Consider the following 17,245-nt stretch of genomic DNA (forward strand, 5'->3'; position numbering starts at 1 on the left):
GCCGGAAGTTACGGTCAGGACCGTTAATCCGGAAGGGGCTTGTGGTATGCGTTCGGTGGCGGAACTGGAGGAGCGGCTGTCGCGCCCGCGGGATGTCCTGGTGGACGACCTGCGCAAGCTCGACGGCGACATCCTGGTGCTGGGAGCGGGCGGCAAGCTGGGCCCGAGCCTGGTCCGGCTGGCCCTGCGCGGGGTGGCCGCGGCCGGCACGGGTGCCCGCGTCATCGCGGTCTCCCGCTTCTCGGAGGCCGGGCTGGCCGACGCGCTCCGCGGCGAGGGCGCCGTGGTGGTCGAGGCGGACGTGACCGACGACGCCGCCCTCGCGGCCCTGCCGGACGCGGCCAACGTGGTGTTCCTCGTCGGCGCGAAGTTCGGCACGGCGGGCCGCGAGCACGCCACCTGGGCGACCAACACCTACCTGCCGGGCCGGGTCGCGCAGCGCTTCGCCGGGTCGCGCCTGGTGGCGCTCAGCACCGGCAACGTCTACCCGCTCGTCCCGGTCGCCTCCGCCGGCTGCACCGAGCAGACCCCGCTCGACCCGGTCGGCGAGTACGCCATGTCGTGCCTGGGCCGCGAGCGCATCCTCACCCACTTCGCGCAGCGCAACGACACCCCGCTGGCCCTCATCCGGCTCAACTACGCCGTCGAGATGCGCTACGGCGTCCTCGTCGACATCGCCCGCACGGTGCACGCCGGTCAGCCCGTCGACCTCACCATGGGGCACGCCAACATCGTCTGGCAGGGATACGCCAACGAGGTGACCCTGCGCGCCCTGCACTACACCGCGACGCCGCCGTTCGTGGTGAACCTGACCGGACCCGAGCTGGTCTCGGTCCGCCAGGCCGCCACCGCCCTCGCCGCCCGGCTGGGCCGAGAGCCGGTGTTCACCGGCACCGAGGCCCCCACCGCGCTGCTGTCCAACGCCCAGCTCTGCCACCGGCTCTTCGGCTACCCCGACGTGCCGGTCGCCGAGCTGATCGACCTGACGGCCGACTGGATCGCCGGCGGCCGGCCGCTGCTCGACAAGCCGACCGGCTTCCAGCGCCGCGACGGCAAGTTCTAGGAGAGACCGTGTTGACTGCTTCGACCACCCGGCACCAGTCGGCCCTGGCCCGGTTCCGGCGTGGCTGCGTGATCCCCGCCCATCCGCTCGCCCTCGACGCCGAACGCCGGCTCGACGAGCGGCGCCAGCGGGCGTTGACCCGCTACTACCTGGCCGCCGGTGCCGGCGGCATCGCGGTCGGCGTGCACACCACCCAGTTCGCCATCCACGACCCGCAGGTCGGCCTGCTCGCCCCGGTGCTGGAGCTGGCCGCCGAGACCGCCGCCGGGTCGGACGCCATCCTGGTGGCGGGCGCCTGCGGACCCACCGCGCAGGCGGTGGCCGAGGCCGAGCTGGCCGCCTCGCTCGGCTACCACATGGTCCTCCTGTCGCCGTACGCGGACCTCGACGAGGACGGCCTCGTCGAGCGGGCCCGCGCGGTCGGCGAGGTCCTGCCCGTGGTCGGTTTCTACCTGCAACCGGCGGTCGGCGGACGGGAGCTGTCCCGCGCGTTCTGGGCCCGGCTGGCCGGGCTCGACTCGGTGGTCGGAATCAAGGTGGCGCCGTTCGACCGGTACCGCACCCTGGACGTCCTGCACGGGGTGTGCGCCGCCGGCCGCAACGGGGACCTGGCGCTCTACACCGGCAACGACGACCACATCCTCGCCGACCTGGTGGCCCCGCACCGCATCATGGTGGACGGCCGGCAGGTGGAGGTCGAGTTCGTCGGCGGGCTGCTCGGGCAGTGGGCGGTGTGGGCGAGGACCGCGGTCGGCCTGCTCGACGAGGCCCGGCGCGCCCGCGCGGGCGACGACGCCGCGCTGCGCCGGCTGCTCACCCTGGACGGCCATCTCACCGACGCCAACGCGGCCATCTTCGACGCCGCGAACGGCTACCACGGCTGCATCCCCGGCATCCACGAGGTGCTGCGCCGGCAGGGGCTGCTCGCCGGCCGCTGGTGCCTCGACCCGGCGGAGGAGCTGTCGCCGGGACAGCTCGCCGAGCTGGACCGGGTGCACCGGGCCTACCCGCACCTGCGCGACGACGAGTTCGTGGCCGCCCACCTCGACGAGTGGTTGGCCTGAGGTCGCTCCGGGAGGCTCCTGCGGGAGCCTCCCGGTAGCGCTCACAGGGTCAGGCGGTAGAGGGTCAGCGGACGTCCGCTGGTGCCCGACGACAGGTTGCCGGTCCGTTCGGCTAGGCCCGCCAGCTCCAACCGGTGCAGCATCCGCCGGGCGGTGCGCTGCTGCACGTTGAGCTGGTCGGCCACCTCCCGGCTGGTCAGCGGCTCGCCGCCGACCGCGTGCCGCACCTCGCGCAGCCGCAGCAGCGTCGGCACCGACAGGCCGACCCGCTGCGCGATGACCGCCAGGCTCACGTCCGACACCGGCGGCGGCGCGGTGGTCGACTCCAGCACGATGTCGGTGTCGCCGCGCAGGGAGAGCACCGCGGCGGCGGCGCCCACCCGCCGCGCCCGGCTCAGCGCGCGGCGGGCCAGGTTCTCCGCCTCCGCGGCGCTGCGACCGAGGCCGAAGCCGATCTGCACGGTGTCGTGCCGGTCGGCGAGCCGGCGCAGCATCGGCAGCGCGGTGAAGCCGGCCGTGGCGTCGTGCAGCGGCCCGCGGGTGGTGACGATCAGGTGGGTGTCGCCGCCGAACCGGGCGAGGGTGCCGCCCAGCGCGGCCACCTCCTTGAGCAGCCCGCTGTCCCCGTCGGGCAGGCAGGCCAGGCCGAGCGCGATCTGGGCGTCCTCTTGCGCCTGGCTGCTGGCGTATAGCAGCAACTGCCGCAGGGCGGTGCGGACCGAGTGGTTCGACGGAGCCAGCCGGAACACCGGCAGCTCGTCGCGCAGCGCCTCGTGCACCGAGCTGATGCAGGTGACCGCCACCGCGGCGCCCGCCCGCCGCTGCCGCCGGTGGAAGGCGACCACGTCCGCCGAGTTCAGCCCGCTGCGGTACGGCAGCGAGCGGACCCGGTCCACCGGCAGGCCCGCCTCGGCGAAGGTGGTGCTGACGTCGGCGCCGGTGAGCGTGTCGATCGAGATCCGGGTGACGTCGTGACCGGCGCGCAGCAGCCGGACGGCGGCCTGCAACAGCGTCGCCCCGGTGTAGTCGACGAAGGTCGCCGGCCGGGTCAGCACCTCCGCCTCCCGGGCCAGCGTGTACGGCACGACCCCGGTGAACAGCCACGCCTCCACCTGGCCGGCGTGCGCCTCGACGATCGCCGGGGCCTGCGACTCGTGGTCGTAGTCCAGCCGCCGGGCGGAGACGCCGGGCTGTTCCTCGCAGGTCGCGGCCACCTCGTCGACGAGGTCGTGCGGTCCGACGACCCCGATCACGATGCTCACCAGCGCCTCCTTTGGGGGGTTGCATTGGCACTCGGCACCAGATTACGGTCAGGGCCGGTATTACTGTAGCTCTGGAGGGCGAGTGTCCTACCCCAGCATGGCCGATGCCAGCGGTCGAACGATCGGCGCCGAGGAGCTGGAGGCGGTCACCCGCGTCCTCCGGTCGGGCATGCTCAGCTCCGTCTGGGGGACGGAGGTCCGTGCCCTCGAACGGGAGATGGCCGACCGACATGGAGTGTCGCACGCCGTGGCGTGCAGCTCCGGCACCGCAGCACTGCACCTCGCCGTCGCGGCCGTGGCCCCCGACCCCGGCGACGAGATCATCACCTCTCCGATCAGCGATTTCGGCACCGTCGCACCGATTCTCGCGCAGAACGCCGTGCCGGTGTTCGCCGACGTCGATCCGTACACCGGGAACCTCGACCCCGAGGCGGTGGCCGCCGCCATCGGACCGCGCACCCGCGCGATCATCGGCGTGCACCTGTTCGGCGCCGCGGCCGACCTGCGGGCGGTGGCCGACGCCGCCGGCGTACCGCTGATCGAGGACTGCGCCCAGGCCTGGCTCACCCGCTACCCGGACGACCGGCTCGTCGGCACGGCCGGTGCGATCGGCTGCTTCAGCCTGCAGCAGTGGAAGCACATCACCTGCGGCGACGGCGGCCTGGCCATCACCGACGACCCGGTGCTCGCCCGGCGGATGCGGCTGTTCGCCGACAAGGGCTGGCCGCGGGACGGCGCCCGCCGGCACGTCAGCTTCGGGATCAACTACCGGATGACCGAGCTGGCCGGGGCGGTCGCCCGGGCCCAGTTGGACAAGCTGCCGGGCGTCGTGGCCGACCGGCGGCGGACCGCCCGGCGCCTGCTGGCCGCCCTGGCCGACGTGCCGGGCCTGCGGCTGCCGGCGGACCCCGAGCGGCACGCCTGGTGGCTCTTCCCGATCGTGCTGGACCCGCCGCTGACCAACACGGAGATCGCCGAGCGGCTCACCGCCGCAGGGGTGCCGGCGCGCGCCGGCTACCTCGACGAGCCCCTGCACTGCGCGCCCGCGCTGACCGAGTCGGCGGTCTACGGCACCTCCCACTACCCGCTGACGATGCCGCCCGCCGATGGGCTTCCCGACTACGGCTGGGGCACCCGACCGAACGCCGAGCGGCTGATCAGGCAGACTCTGCTGGTGATCGACTGGAACGAGCGCTACACCGACGCCCACGTCGACGAGATCGCCAAGGCGGTCCGAACCGCGGTGACCGAGGCATGATCGACCCGAGCGCCGCGGCACTGCGCGACCTGCTGCGGTGGCGACTGATCGCCGCCGCGGCGACGCCCGGCACCGCCGCCGGCGAGGTCGATCCGCCGCTGGTCGGGGCGTACCTGCGCGGGCTGGTCGCCGACGGCGCCGACGCCCTCGCGGTGCTCGCGCACACCGGCCGCGGCCCCTACCTCGACCCGTCCACCCGGGCGACCGTCATCCGGCAGGCGGTCGCCACCGGCGTGCCGGTGGTGGTCGGCGTCGGCGGGCGGCCGGGGGAGACCCGGGCGGAGGTCGCCGACGAGGCCGTCCAGGCCGCCGAACTGGGGGCCGCTGGGCTGCTGGTGTTCCCGGTCGAGGACGACCCGGTCGCCCACCACGAGGCGCTGTGGCAGGCCGCCGCGCTGCCGATGCTGGCCTTCGACCTCTACCTGCGGCCGTACCCGGCGGTCACGCTGCGGGCCCTGCTGGCCCACCCCGGCGTGGCCGGGGTCAAGGTGGCCCGGCTGCACGACGCGATCGCCTGCCAGGAGGCGCTGGCCGCGGCCCACCGGGCCGACCGGCTCGCGGTGACCGGCGAGGACCGGATGTTCGGCCCGTCCCTGCTGTGGGGCGCCGAGGCCGCGCTGGTCGGCCTGGCCGCCGCCGCGGTCCCGGTGACCGCGACGGTGCTGCGGGCCTTCGCCGACAAACGGTACGACGAGTTCGTCGCCGCCTCGGCGCGGCTCGACCGGCTCGCCGCCGCCACCTTCACCGAACCGATGGAAGGTTACGTGCAACGGATGCTCTGGATCGCGGCCCACGAGGGACGCGTCCCGCCCCGGCACGCCGTCGACCCGTACGGTCCGGACCTGCCCGCCGAGGACCGGGACCGGGTGCTGCGGGTGGTGACCTCACCGTGACCGGTGAACCGCGGAAGCCGTTCGCGGCGGAGAACCTGCCACCGGTCACGCTGGACGTCGACGTCCTGGTCGGCCGGTACGCCGACCGACCCGGACCGGTCGGCGACCCGGCCCAGGTACGCGCGGCGCTCGCCGCCAACGGCATCGCCGCGGCCGCCGTGGCCAGCCTGCGGGCGGCGCTGTTCGACGTACCCAGCGGCAACGACGAGGTGGCCGCCCTCGCCGGCCCGACGGTGCTGCCGGTGGGCGCCGTGGACCTGCGGGACCCGCTGGGCGCCGAGCGGGAGGTGGTCCGGCTCGCCGAGCGGGGCGTCCGGGCCGTCCGCCTCTTCCCCGACGAGCAGCGGGTGGAGCCGGACTTCCCGTCCGTGCGGCACGTCGCCCGTCGCGCCACCGAGGCCGGACTGGTGCTGCTGGCCGGCGGCGACGTACGCCGGTTCTGGCGGCCCCTGCGCGGCGCGACCGTGGTCTTCCTCGACACGCACTTCTACCACCTGGGCGACTTCGTCGTAGTCGCCCGCGACGAGCCCGGCTTCCACACCTCGACGCGGCTGCTCAACTCCCCGGACGCCCTGGAGACGGTGGCCGCGCAGGTCGGCGTCGAGCGCCTGCTCTACGGCTCGCGCACCCCGTTCTACGAGGCCGTCGTGCCCCGGCTGCGACTGGCCCACGCCGACCTGGACGCGACGGCGGTGGCGGCGGTGGCCGGCGGCAACGCCCGACGGATCCTGGGAGTGGCCGCATGATCATCGACGTGCACGCGCACTGGGGCCCGTGGTTCTTCAGCATGGAGGTCGGTCAGGTCGCCACGAACCTCGCGGTGATGGACCGGTACGGCATCGACCTGGCGGTCGTCTCGGCCACCGAGGCGGTCATCTACGACGTCGCCGCCGGGAACCGGGCCATGGCCCGGGTGCTGGCGGAGCAAGACCGGCTGCTCGGCTACCTGACGATCAATCCGCGCCGCCTCGACGACGCCGAGCGGGACCTGCGCGAACTGCTGCCCACCGGCCGGTTCGTCGGCGTCAAGATCCACACCGACTACACCGGCTCCCCGGTCACCTCCCCGCAGACCCGCGAGGCGCTGGCCCTGGTCGCCGCCCACGACCTGCCCGCGCTCGTGCACACCTGGGGCCCGACCCCGCTGGACCTCGCGCAGGCCTGCGCCGACATCCCCGGCCTGCGGGCCATCGCCGGGCACATGGGCGCTGACGGCTGGCGGCACGCCGTGGAAGCGGCCAACTCCGTCGACCGGCTCTGGCTGGAGCCCTGCTTCTCGCACACCGAAGCGGGCCGGTTCGCCGCCGTCGCCGCGGCCGTCAACCCCCGCCGGCTGCTCTTCGGCACCGACGCCACCCTGATCGACCCGGCCGCCGCGTACGGGGCGGTGGTCGCCGCCGACCTCGATCCCGAGCTCGGCGAGCTGGTCGCCTGGCGCAACGCCGCGGACCTGTTCCGGCTCGACCTCGGCACGGACTGAACGGGCCGGCCGGAACTGTCGCACCGGCCGGCTACCGTGCCGGACATGATCGCCGACGACTCCGACGCCGTGACCGTGATGTTCCACCGGATGATGCGCGCCGCGTTGCGCGCCGAGAAGGTGGGGGAGGACACCCTCGGCCAGACGGTCGAGCTGGCCCGGTCCTGGGGCACCAGCCCGAGCGCCGACGCCCGCCTCGCCGTGGCGCTGCGGGAGCTGCACGGCGAGCCGGTCGACCCCGACGACCCGCGCCAGGTCGCGGACGAGGCCCGGTCGTTGGCCGCGGCGAGCCGTCTGGCCCCGGAGCCGGACCCGCGGGGCGCGGGAATGGCCCGGTTCGTCGCCAACGTCCGGCGGCTGCGGAGCGGGGAGATCACCCGGGCCGAGTTCGAGGAGATCCTCGGCCCGGACGCCGGGCGGGTCCGCTGGGTCGAGGAGCCCGACCCGCGCTGGCTCGACGAGGACTGACACCCGCCGGTCGCCACCCGCTCGTCGGTCATCCGGGTGCAACGACCGTACTCAGTATTGACCTGCCCGAGTAGCGCCATTACGGTCACGACCATAATTAGAGGGCTCGACGAGGCAAGTGGACGTCGCGCACCCTCCACTCCTGTTTGGGAGGCCGACCCGTGACCATCTCCGTCCGAAGGCTGTACCTCGCTCTGGCCGTTGGTCTTGCGATATTGCTGTCAAGTAGTGGTGCGTTCGCCGCCTCGCCCATCGCGCCGACGGCTGTCGAACCTGTAGTGCGCAACGGCGGATTCGAGGAGCCGGCAGCCGCCGGCTCCATTCCGGGCTGGACCCAAAGGTATGGAACGAGTGGATTTAGCGTGGTCGCCTCGCCGACACGCTCCGGCGGGCAGGCGCTGGCGATGGAGGACCCCAGCAACACCATGCAGATCGGACTGCTCAGCGACCCGGTGCCGGTCGACGCCGGCCGTACGTACGACTTCGGGGCGTGGGCGCTGGTCAAGCGCGGCATTCCGTCCATCGTCGTCTACTACCACGACGCCGCCGGCCGGCAACTGTCCAGCAGTTCGTACCGCATCTCCTACGGCGACCCGACGGCCTGGTCCTGGGAAGCGGTGACCGCGAAGACCCCCGAGGGCACGGCCACCGCGCGCATCCTGCTCTACTCGTCCACCCTGGACGCCACCAGCGTCGTCTGGGACGACGTCATGGTCCGGCCGGCCCCGCCGTGGACGGAGGCCCCGCTCGGGCACCCCGTGGTGGCCGCCAACATCCTCGACACCGCCTACGGGGTAGGGCCGGACGGCCGTGAGGAGGTGTACGCGGTGACCACCGGCACCCCGGCTCGATTCGAGGTGATCGACGTGGCGACCGGCAAACTCAAGCACGCGGCATCGCTGCCGGCCGGGGCTCAGGGCTCCTGGTCGATTGTTACCGGCAGCGACGGCTCGGTATACGTCGCTGCGTACAACAACGGCGAGCTCTACCGCTGGTCACCATCGACCGCCATGCTCGAGTCGATGGGCCGGGCCACACCGAACGCGCTCTACCTGTGGGACCTGGAGGTCGACCAGAAGGGGATCGTCTGGGGTGGCACCTACCCCAAGGGAGAGGTGTTCAGCTTCGATCCGGCCAGCGGCGAGTTCACCAGCCACGGCAGCGTCTCCGACGAGGCGTACGTGCGCAGCGTTGCCCTCGCCGACGGTCTGGTCTATGCCGGCCTGGGCAGCTCGAAGCCACGCATCATCGTCCTCGACCCGGCAACCGGCGCTCAGCGCACCATCGAACTGCCGGCCGAACACCGCGACAACGAGTTCGTCTACTTCCTCGATATCCGAGGGAACACGATGTTTACCCGGGTCACGCCCGGCAACCACCTGCTCGCCTATGACCTCAAGCGGGGCGAGTGGATCGCCGACCTCGGGCCGACCTCATTCGGCAGCGTGTCACAGCCCGGGCCGGAGCGGGACGTGTACTACATCGACGCGGCCGGTGAGCTGCGGGCCTACAACCTCACCTCCGGCAAGGTGCGGGCTACCGGCATGAAGAACCTCAAGCCCGCGCGGGACTTCGGTTGGGTGCACCTGGGCAGCCGTGACTTTCCGGGCAACACGCTCGCCTTCATGTACCAGACCGGCGAGATGGCCTTCTACAACCCCCTGACCGGGGCACACGACATCCGCCTGACCGATGTGGAGACGGCCCCGATCAAGATCCAGTCGATCGGCAAGGGCCCCGACGGTCGGATCTACGTCGGCGGCTACATGTACGAGGGGATCTCGGCGTACGACCCGGCGACCGGGACCACCGATACGCTCCCGCGCGGCTACGTCGGGCAGGTCGAAGGGATGCTGGCCCACGACGGGGACCTCTACCTGGGCACCTACACCAGGGCCAACCTCTACCGCTATGACCCGAGCAAGCCATGGGACGGCAACAACAACCCGGAACACTTCGGCGCGCTGGAACACCTCGACCAGGACCGGCCCTTCGCCTGGGCATCGGTCGGTGACCGGGTGGCCTTCGGCACCGTCCCCTCCTACGGCAAGCTCGGCGGGGTGCTCGGCCTGTACGACCCGGCCACCGGCCAACTGGCGACGCACCGTGACGTCGTTCCGGGGCACAGCATCGTGTCGTTGGCCGCGTCGGGACAGGTGCTCTTCGGCGGCACCTCCGTCTACGGTGGGCTCGGCTCCACACCGACGGGGAAGACCGCGAAGGTCTTCGCCTGGGACACCACCCGAGGGGCCAAGCTGTGGGAGATCGAACTCGCCCCGGAGGTGCAGGCGGTAACCGCCCTGGCGGTCGCGCCGGACGGCAAGCTCTGGGCGATCGACGTGGGCCGGCTGTACGAATTGGACCCGGCGACCGGTCAGGTGCTGCGCCGGACGCAGCTCATGCCGTACCTGTGGCAGGGGGCCTCCCTCTGGGTCAGCGCGGACCTGGAGTTCGCCGAGGACGGCACCCTGTACGCGTTGAGCCGGGGAACCCTGTTCCAGATCGAGCCGGCGACGCTGGAGTCCCGGAAACTGACGACCGGGATCACCAACTTCACGTTTGCCCGCGACGGGCACACGCTGTACTACGCCCGGTCCGACGAGGTGTTCCGGCTCAGCCCGGATCAGTAACCTTGCCGGCCAAGCTGTGAGCGGCGGGGTGCTCCCGGCGGCTCAGGCCGCCCGAGAGCACCCTCAGCCGGACGGTCGACCTGGCCCGGTCGTGGGGCCTCAGCCCGGCCGCCGACGCCCGCCTCGCCGTGGCGCTGCGGGAGCTGCACGGCGAGGCGGTCGACCCCGACGACCCGCGCCAGATCGCGGACGAGGCCCGATCGCTGGCCGCGGCAAGCGGCGACCCGCGCTGGCCCGACGAGGACTGACGCCCGCCGTCGACCGGATGTCACCTCGCCGCTCACTCGTCGGTCGTACCGGGTGTAACGACCGGTATGGGAGGGGACGATGTGGACCCACAGCAACAGATCAGAGAGGTGTACGCCGCTTCCGCGGCCCGCCTGGTGGCCCAGATGTACGCGATGACCGGCGACTACGCGGAGGCGCAGGACGTCGTGCAGGAGGCGTTCGTCCGGGCCCTGGCGCGGCCCGGGCGCTTCCAGCAGGTGGAGAATCCGGAGGCGTGGCTGCGGACGGTGGCGTTGAACGTCGCCCGGTCCCGGCACCGCCGTCGGATGGTCCTGGGCAGGATCGTCCACTCCGGCCGGCTCGATCCGGCGCAGCGCACCGCCCCTGCCCTGTCGCCGGACCACGTCGCCCTGGTGGCGGCGCTGCAGCGGCTGCCCCGGCAGGCCCGGGAGACGGTGGTGCTGCACCATCTCGCCGACCTGCCGGTGAGCGAGGTGGCGGTCGCGATGGGGTGCTCCGTGGAGGCGGTGAAGACGCGCCTGGTGCGGGCGCGCCGCACCCTGGCCGAGCACCTCGGCGACGCCGACCCGGTCGACCGGGAGCGGCTCACCCCCACCGGCGCGGTGCCGCCCGGGCGCCCGACCTCCCCGACTTGCCCCGAGCGGGAGGCCCGCCATGCCTGAGCTGGACTTCGCCGGGCTGAACGCCGCCGCCCAGGCCGGCTTCAAGCCGCACTTCGAGCAGGTGGCCTTGCGCGCCGGGCGGCGGCGTCAACGGCACCGGATCGTCACCGCCGCCGTGCTGGCCATGCTGGTGGCCGGATCGGGGGTTGCCGTCGCGGCCCGGCCCGCGCACGAGCGTCCCGCGGTGCCGGCACCCGGCTTCAGCCCGGAGCACACCCCCGACTTCATCCCCACCCCAGGCCCCACGCTCACGCCCGGCCCCGGCCGGCAGGTCTCCACCGGGCGCCCGGGAGCCGGTGATCTCGACCATATCTACCTGCGCTACCACGAGTGCCGTACCGGGTGCCCGCCCCGTTGGGCGGGCACCGACGACCGGGGCCGGCACTGGCGCACCGGCCCCTTGCCGGTGCCGGACGACGCGATGGTGGACCTACGGGTGGTGGCACCGCGAACGCTGGTTGCCTGGTATCTCTCCCGCTCCGCTCCCGACAGCCGATCCGCCCGGTGGGCCGCCAGCAGCGACGGCGGGGCGACCTGGCGGCAGGTCGAGGCGCGGCAGTTGGACGCGCTGCCGGCCGGGTGGCGGGTGCTGGCCCGCGAACCGGGTCCGGACCGCGAACCGCTGGTCGCGGTGGATCCGGCCACCGGGGACGTCGCGCAGCTCACCAAGCGGTCCACGCTGCAGAACCCGGCGACCGTGGCGAGCGCGCCGATCGACGCCGGCCTCTGGGTCAGCGGCCGTACCGGGAAGAAGGTCGGCGATGGCGGTCGCGTGATCTGGACCGGCAGCGCCGTCGAGGTCAGCCGGGACGGCGGCCGGACCTGGCGGCGGCACGAGTTCCCCGACGGGCTCACCGCCTCCGATGACATCGGCGGCCCGGCGGTGGCCACCCAGGACGGTCGCACCGTCTACGCCGTCGGCCGGGTCCGGGGTGCCCTGGTGGTCTGGCGCAGCGCGGACGGCGGCGCAACCTGGGCGCGTACCGCGGGAACAGTCAAGGTCGGGGAGCGCACGATCCGTGCGGCACTGCGCCCCGACGGGGTGCTGCTGGTCCAGGCCGGCGTCAGTGCCGCCGAGAAACCGCTGATGTTCGCCAGCTCCGACGACGGCGCGACGCTCCAGCCCGCTCCCCTGGGGCCGGGCGCCGACCCCCGCCCGGTGACCGGCGGATACGTCCAGACCGGCTGGCCGGACAGCACGGGCGCCTGGCTCTCCGCCGACGGCGTCACGTGGACCTGGATCGACCCGCCCGAGCTGTGACCGGAGGTGCTCCCGGCGGCTCCGGCCGCCGGGAGCACCCTCAGCCGGCCGTCGTCGGCGTCAGCGTGAAGACCGGCGCGTCGGCCGTCAGCACCGCCGTCCGGGCCGGTGCCCCCCACCGCTCCGCCACGGCCGAGGCCAGCTCGGCGAGCATCCGGGGCACGGTCTCCGCCCCGCCGTCGTGCAGCGCCTCGATCACCACCAGCACCTCCGTGGTGCCGTCGCGGACCGCCGACCAGCCGCTCTGCCGGTGCGTCCAGCGCCGCGAGTGCGCCCGCCCGGCCGAGTCCGCGAAGACCACCTCGCCCGGCTCGGGGTGCTCGTCCTCCCCGCCGAGGGTCTGGTAGGTCTCCTCGCCGGTGGCGGGTCGCACCGCCAGGTCGCCGCTGATCCGGCCGGCGTCGAGAACGGCCACCGGCACGGCGTACCCGAGGGAGAGGGCGTTGCCCAGGTCGACCAGCGGGTGCAGCCGGGGCAGCGCCCCGTCGCGGCGGAAGCGGCGCAGCAGCGACTCGGCGGCGCACCGGTAGCGGGTCGGCGCGAGCCCCATCCGGGCGAAGGCCCGCCGCCACGCCTGGATCTCTGGGAAGCCGCCCTCCGGTCCGGCGGCGAGACGGGTCCGGGCGGCGTCGCCGTACCGGGTGAGGCACAGGCCGACGTCGGCGGTGGGGGTGATGCCGGTGACGTGCAGGACACCGCAGACCAGCTCGGGAAAGGCCGACCAGACCTGCGGGGCGTGCCGGAAACGCACGGGAAGCTCCTATCGGGCGGTGAGGGCCAGGCCGAGGCCCAGGGCGAGGAAGCTGCCGGCGAAGCCGCGCCGCAGCAGCGCGGTCAGCCGGGGTCGGGCCAGCACCCGGCGCCGGAGCGTGCCGGCCAGCACGCCGTACCCGGCGAAGACCACGAAGGTGGTCAGCATGAACACCGTGCCGCAGGCCAGCATCCGGGCCGTCGCCGCGGGCGCGTCCGGGGGTACGAACTGCGGCAGGAACGCCACGAAGAACACGGTCACCTTCGGGTTGAGCAGGTTCACCAGCACCCCGTCGAGGACCAGCCGGGCGGCCGGGCGGGGCGGAGCGCCGTCGTCGAGCGGCAGCGGGCCCCGGTCGCGCAGCGCCGACCAGGCCATCCAGAGCAGGTACGCCACGCCCAGCCAGGTCACCACCCGGAACGCCGGGGTGCCGGCGCGCAGCACGGCGGCCAAGCCGGTGACCGCGGCGGCCAGATGCGGCACGAGGCTGACCGTGCAGCCGACCGCGGCGACGAGTCCGGCGCGACGGCCCGCAGCGAGCCCGGCGGAGAGCGTGTACACCACCCCGGTGCCCGGGGTGGCCACCACGACCAGCGTGGTCAGCAGGAAGGCGATGCTCACGCGGTCCACCCTGGGGCCATAATGGCTCGATGGACAGGGCCAAACCATCGGCGGTCGAGGGGTCCATAACAGCCGGCGCCGATTTCCTCCAGCTCGACGTCGGCCAGGCCCCGCCCGGCGGGCGCGCCGACTGGCTGGCCGGGCGGCTGCGCGCGGCCATCGCCGACGGGCGGGTGCCGGTGGGGGCCCGGCTGCCGGCCAGCCGGGTGCTCGCCGCCGAGCTGGGCGTGTCCCGGGGCGTGGTGACCGAGGCGTACCAGCGGCTGACCGAGGACGGTCACGTGGTGGGGCGGGGCCGGGCCGGCACCGTCGTCGTGGCCACGCCCGCCGCGGTGGTCAGCAGCCCTCCGGTGCCACCCGCCCGCGCCGAGGTGTTCGCCGAGCAGCCCGGCACCGATGTCTTCGACGCCCTGCGTACCGCTGTGGCGGAGCTCGACCTGACGCCCGGCGTACCGGATCTGGCGGCCTTCCCCCGCGCGGCCTGGCTGCGCGCGGAACGCGCGGTGCTGCACCGCCTCGCGCCCGCCGCCTTCGGGTACGGCGACCCGACCGGCACCCCCGCCCTGCGGCTCGCGGTCGCCACCTGGCTGGCCCGCAACCGGGGCATCCGGGTGGACCCGGCCGAGGTGGTGATCGTCGCCGGGGTGTCCCAGGGGCTCGGCCTGCTCGCCCAGGTGCTGCACGAGGACGGCGTGCACACCGTGGCGGTGGAGGACCCCGGCTCCCTCGGCGTACGCCAGCACCTGCGCAACTGGCGGCTGGACACCCCGCCGGTGCCGGTCGACGAGCACGGGCTGCGGGTCGACCTGCTGGCGGCCAGCGGCGCCCCGGCGGTGATGCTCACCCCGGCGCACCAGTTCCCGACCGGCGTGGTGCTCGACGGTGAGCGGCGCCGCCGGCTGCTGCGCTGGGCGGACCGGGGTGGCCTCGTCATCGAGGACGACTACGACGCCGAGCACCGTTACGATCGCCCGCCCGTGCCGGCGCTGCGGGGCATGCTGCCCGATCGGGTCTGCTACGCCGGCAGCGTCTCCAAGCTGCTCGCTCCCGCGCTGCGGCTCGGCTGGGTGCTGGTGCCGCGCCGGTACCACCCGGCGCTGGTGGCGGCCAAGCGGATGGCCGACCTGGGCAACGCCGCGCTGCCCCAACTGGTGCTCGCGGAGCTGATGGACTCCGGCGCGCTGGAACGGCACCTGCGGCTGCTGCGCCGCCGGCACGTCCGCCGCCGGGACGCGATGATCCGGGCGGTCCGTGCGCACCTGCCCGGTGCGGTCGTGCACGGCGCCGCCGCCGGCCTGCACCTGCTGGTCACCCTGGACGGTGACCTTGACGACGTCGCGCTGGCCGCCGCCGCGCTGCGCCGCGGCGTCAAGGTGCAGCCGCTGTCCTGGCACGGGCAGCGGCCGCAGCCGCCCGGCCTGGTGCTCGGCTACGCCGCCAACCCGACCGGCGACATCGAACGCGGCATCGCCACCCTCGCCGCCGCCCTCCGCGACCTGCCCTGACCGCGGCCCCCGCGAAGTCCCCGTTGATCAAGAGGTTCGCGTCGCTACGGAGATCAACACCGACGCAAACTTCTTGATCAACCTGATAGGGGTGGGGCGGAGGGGTGGTAGAGGGTGGCGAGGGCGGCGGCCGTGGCGGCGAGGCGGTCGCGGAGCGCCGTGGGGGAGAGGACCTCCACCTCGGCGCCGAGCCGCAGCAGGTCGCCGTGGGCGTGGGTGAGTGACTCGATCGGGATGACCGCGTGGATCCAGCCCGCCGCGTCCGGCGGGCCGGCGCTGGTGTCCACGGCGGCGGCCACCGCGTCGCTGGCGATCTCCCGCAGCCGTTCCCGGCCGCGCGGGGACAGCCGGATGGTGGCCTCGTCCCGGTGCAGCCGGGCCCGGAAGTCCACCACGTGCGCCCGCCACCAGCCGGGCAGGTCGAACTCGGGCCGCTCGAACGGCTCGTCGAGCGGGGTGAGGTCGAGGATCTGGTTGACCCGGTAGGTCGCCGGCTCGCTACGGTCCGGCCGGGTGGCCACCACGTACCAGCGACCGCCCTTGAGCACCAGGCCGTAGGGCTCCAGCACCCGGGTCACCTCGCCGGTCCAACTGCGGTAGCGGACCTGGATCCGGTGCTGCCGCCACACCGCCTCGGCGGTGGGAGCGAGGTACGGCGACGGATCGCCGTCGGAGTACCAGCCGGGGGTGTCCAGGTGGAAGCGCTGTTCGAGCCGGGTGGCCCGTTCGGCGAGCGGGGGCGGCAGCGCGGCCCGCAACTTGAGTTGCAGGGTGGCCACCACCGCCTGGTAGCCGAGTTCGGCGGCCGGCCCGGGCAGCCCGGCGAAGAGCAGCCGGTCGGCCTCCTCCGCGGTGAGCCCGGTCAGCCGGGTCCGCCAGCCGTCGACCAGCCGGTAGCCGCCGGCGTGCCCGGCCTCGCCGTACAGCGGGATGCCGGCGGCGTGCAGCGACTCGACGTCCCGGTAGATGGTGCGGACCGAGACCTCCAGGCGGCGCGCCAGGTCGGCGGCGGTGAGCCGGTCGTGGGCCTGGAGCAGCAGCAGGATCGACAAGAGGCGGCTGGCTCGCATTCCACTGACAGTAGCTGTCAGGGGAGCGGCCGTACCGTCCCGGCATGGCATTCCGAGACAAGGAACTGACCGTGCCGGGGACCATCGAGGTCGCCGGCCGGCACGTCAAGCGCTACCACATCGACCAGCCGGAGCCCCGGCTCGAACCGGCCGTGATCGAGGCCGCGTACGCGTACCTGCCGAAGCTGCTGCCCGGCCCGGACGGCGGCACCCCGCCGGCGAGCTGGGTGGTGCTGCACCGGGGTGCGGACACCGGGGCCTACCTGCTGGCGTACAGCTGGTTCTGGGACAACGTGGTGGAGTGCCGGATCGCCATCGCCGGGCAGCCCGCGCTGGACTGCCCGGACGACAACCCCGCGCACTTCGTCCCGCTCGACCGCCCCGGGGTGGGCTGCGTCTGGGAGCTGGGCGTGCTGGAGCACGAGCGGGCCGCCTGGGTCCGGCACATCCTTGCGCCGGACCGGCCGGACCTGGCCGGCTACCTGGCCGACACCCGCACCGCCGGGCCGGTGGGCCACTGATGGGCGACTTCGACTTCTTCGTGGGCAGCTGGGACGTGACCAGCCGGCGGCTGAAGCAGCGGCACGTCGGCAGCGACGACTGGGACGAGTTCCCCGGCAGCACGGTGGCGCACCGGTTCTTCGACGGCGCGGGCAGCTTCGACGAGATCCGCTTCCCGACCCGCGGCTTCTCGGGGTCGACGGTGCGGATCCTCGACCCGTCGACCGGGCTCTGGTCGATCTACTGGATGAACAGCTGGCGCGGAATCCTCGAACTGCCGCCGGTGGTGGGCCGGTTCGTCGACGGCGTGGGCACCTTCTACGCCGACGACACCGACGAGGAACGGCCGGTCCGCTGCCGGTTCATCTGGTCCGGCATCACGCCGAACGCCTGCCGCTGGGAGCAGGCGTTCTCCACCGACGGCGAGCGCACCTGGGAGACGAACTGGATCATGGAGTTCGCCCGTACCGCCTAGGGTGACCGGGGTGAGGCGATGGAGACGGGCCG

General features: G+C 73.9%; 17 protein-coding genes. 13 read left to right on the top strand and 4 right to left on the bottom strand.

Going from position 1 to position 17,245, the window contains the following annotated elements; translation table 11 throughout:
- Positions 1-46 precede the first annotated feature (46 nt).
- Positions 47-1,063 carry an NAD-dependent epimerase/dehydratase family protein gene (locus ACY34I_RS29300; RefSeq protein ID WP_462758277.1) on the top strand — a complete coding sequence of 339 codons (1,017 nt, stop codon included), beginning with the start codon at positions 47-49 and terminating at the stop codon, positions 1,061-1,063.
- Positions 1,064-1,071: 8 nt separating this feature from the next.
- Positions 1,072-2,127 carry a dihydrodipicolinate synthase family protein gene (locus ACY34I_RS29305; protein WP_462758278.1) on the top strand — a complete coding sequence of 352 codons (1,056 nt, stop codon included), beginning with the start codon at positions 1,072-1,074 and terminating at the stop codon, positions 2,125-2,127.
- A gap of 41 nt (positions 2,128-2,168) precedes the next feature.
- Here the strand turns inward: ACY34I_RS29305 and ACY34I_RS29310 are convergent, their stop codons facing one another.
- Positions 2,169-3,389, bottom strand: a complete 1,221-nt coding sequence (locus tag ACY34I_RS29310) for a hypothetical protein (protein ID WP_462758280.1) — start codon at positions 3,387-3,389, stop codon at positions 2,169-2,171.
- Positions 3,390-3,471: 82 nt separating this feature from the next.
- Here ACY34I_RS29310 and ACY34I_RS29315 point away from each other — a divergent pair, with 82 nt between their 5' ends.
- The 8 genes from ACY34I_RS29315 to ACY34I_RS29350 all read left to right on the top strand — a co-directional run bounded on the left by ACY34I_RS29315 (position 3,472) and on the right by ACY34I_RS29350 (position 12,290).
- Positions 3,472-4,647 carry a DegT/DnrJ/EryC1/StrS family aminotransferase gene (locus ACY34I_RS29315; RefSeq protein ID WP_462758281.1) on the top strand — a complete coding sequence of 392 codons (1,176 nt, stop codon included), beginning with the start codon at positions 3,472-3,474 and terminating at the stop codon, positions 4,645-4,647.
- Positions 4,644-5,540, top strand: a complete 897-nt coding sequence (locus tag ACY34I_RS29320) for a dihydrodipicolinate synthase family protein (protein WP_462758282.1) — start codon at positions 4,644-4,646, stop codon at positions 5,538-5,540. The genes ACY34I_RS29315 and ACY34I_RS29320 overlap by 4 nt, the downstream gene beginning before the upstream one ends.
- Positions 5,537-6,286, top strand: a complete 750-nt coding sequence (locus ACY34I_RS29325; RefSeq protein ID WP_462758284.1) for an amidohydrolase family protein — start codon at positions 5,537-5,539, stop codon at positions 6,284-6,286. Before ACY34I_RS29320 ends, ACY34I_RS29325 begins: the two co-directional genes overlap by 4 nt.
- Positions 6,283-7,020, top strand: coding sequence for an amidohydrolase family protein (locus ACY34I_RS29330; RefSeq protein ID WP_462758285.1), 738 nt, complete (start codon positions 6,283-6,285; stop codon positions 7,018-7,020). The genes ACY34I_RS29325 and ACY34I_RS29330 overlap by 4 nt, the downstream gene beginning before the upstream one ends.
- Positions 7,021-7,065: 45 nt before the next feature.
- Positions 7,066-7,488, top strand: a complete 423-nt coding sequence (locus tag ACY34I_RS29335; RefSeq protein WP_462758286.1) for a hypothetical protein — start codon at positions 7,066-7,068, stop codon at positions 7,486-7,488.
- A gap of 362 nt (positions 7,489-7,850) precedes the next feature.
- Positions 7,851-10,118: an outer membrane protein assembly factor BamB family protein gene (locus ACY34I_RS29340; protein WP_462758287.1), complete on the top strand. Its 2,268-nt coding sequence runs from the start codon at positions 7,851-7,853 to the stop codon at positions 10,116-10,118.
- 329 nt (positions 10,119-10,447) lie between these two features.
- Entirely contained in the window at positions 10,448-11,029 is a 582-nt protein-coding gene (locus tag ACY34I_RS29345; protein WP_462758288.1) for an RNA polymerase sigma factor, read from the top strand.
- Positions 11,022-12,290 (top strand): hypothetical protein, encoded by a 1,269-nt coding sequence (locus ACY34I_RS29350; protein ID WP_462758290.1) that lies wholly within the window; start codon positions 11,022-11,024, stop codon positions 12,288-12,290. The genes ACY34I_RS29345 and ACY34I_RS29350 overlap by 8 nt, the downstream gene beginning before the upstream one ends.
- Positions 12,291-12,330: 40 nt before the next feature.
- Here ACY34I_RS29350 and ACY34I_RS29355 read toward each other — a convergent pair whose 3' ends face one another.
- Together ACY34I_RS29355 and ACY34I_RS29360 are read right to left on the bottom strand one after the other, a co-directional pair.
- A complete protein-coding gene (locus ACY34I_RS29355; protein WP_462758291.1) occupies positions 12,331-13,041 on the bottom strand; it encodes a B3/B4 domain-containing protein in 711 nt (236 codons plus the stop codon).
- Positions 13,042-13,050: 9 nt separating this feature from the next.
- On the bottom strand, positions 13,051-13,662 hold the full coding sequence (locus tag ACY34I_RS29360; RefSeq protein WP_462758292.1) for a LysE family translocator: 612 nt from the start codon (positions 13,660-13,662) through the stop codon (positions 13,051-13,053).
- Between the two features lie 29 nt (positions 13,663-13,691).
- On the opposite strand from ACY34I_RS29360, the gene pdxR reads away from it, so the two are divergent.
- Positions 13,692-15,167, top strand: a complete 1,476-nt coding sequence (gene pdxR / locus ACY34I_RS29365; RefSeq protein WP_462758293.1) for a MocR-like pyridoxine biosynthesis transcription factor PdxR — start codon at positions 13,692-13,694, stop codon at positions 15,165-15,167.
- A 77-nt stretch (positions 15,168-15,244) separates the two neighbouring features.
- On the opposite strand, the gene ACY34I_RS29370 is transcribed toward pdxR, so the two are convergent.
- Entirely contained in the window at positions 15,245-16,237 is a 993-nt protein-coding gene (locus tag ACY34I_RS29370; RefSeq protein WP_462758294.1) for a helix-turn-helix transcriptional regulator, read from the bottom strand.
- 44 nt (positions 16,238-16,281) lie between these two features.
- Here ACY34I_RS29370 and ACY34I_RS29375 point away from each other — a divergent pair, with 44 nt between their 5' ends.
- Together ACY34I_RS29375 and ACY34I_RS29380 are read left to right on the top strand one after the other, a co-directional pair.
- Positions 16,282-16,758: a hypothetical protein gene (locus tag ACY34I_RS29375; RefSeq protein WP_148801407.1), complete on the top strand. Its 477-nt coding sequence runs from the start codon at positions 16,282-16,284 to the stop codon at positions 16,756-16,758.
- A complete protein-coding gene (locus tag ACY34I_RS29380) occupies positions 16,758-17,213 on the top strand; it encodes a hypothetical protein (RefSeq protein WP_462758295.1) in 456 nt (151 codons plus the stop codon). Before ACY34I_RS29375 ends, ACY34I_RS29380 begins: the two co-directional genes overlap by 1 nt.
- Positions 17,214-17,245 lie beyond the last annotated feature (32 nt).

It is taken from the genome of Micromonospora sp. RTBAU3-60, assembly GCF_054963695.1.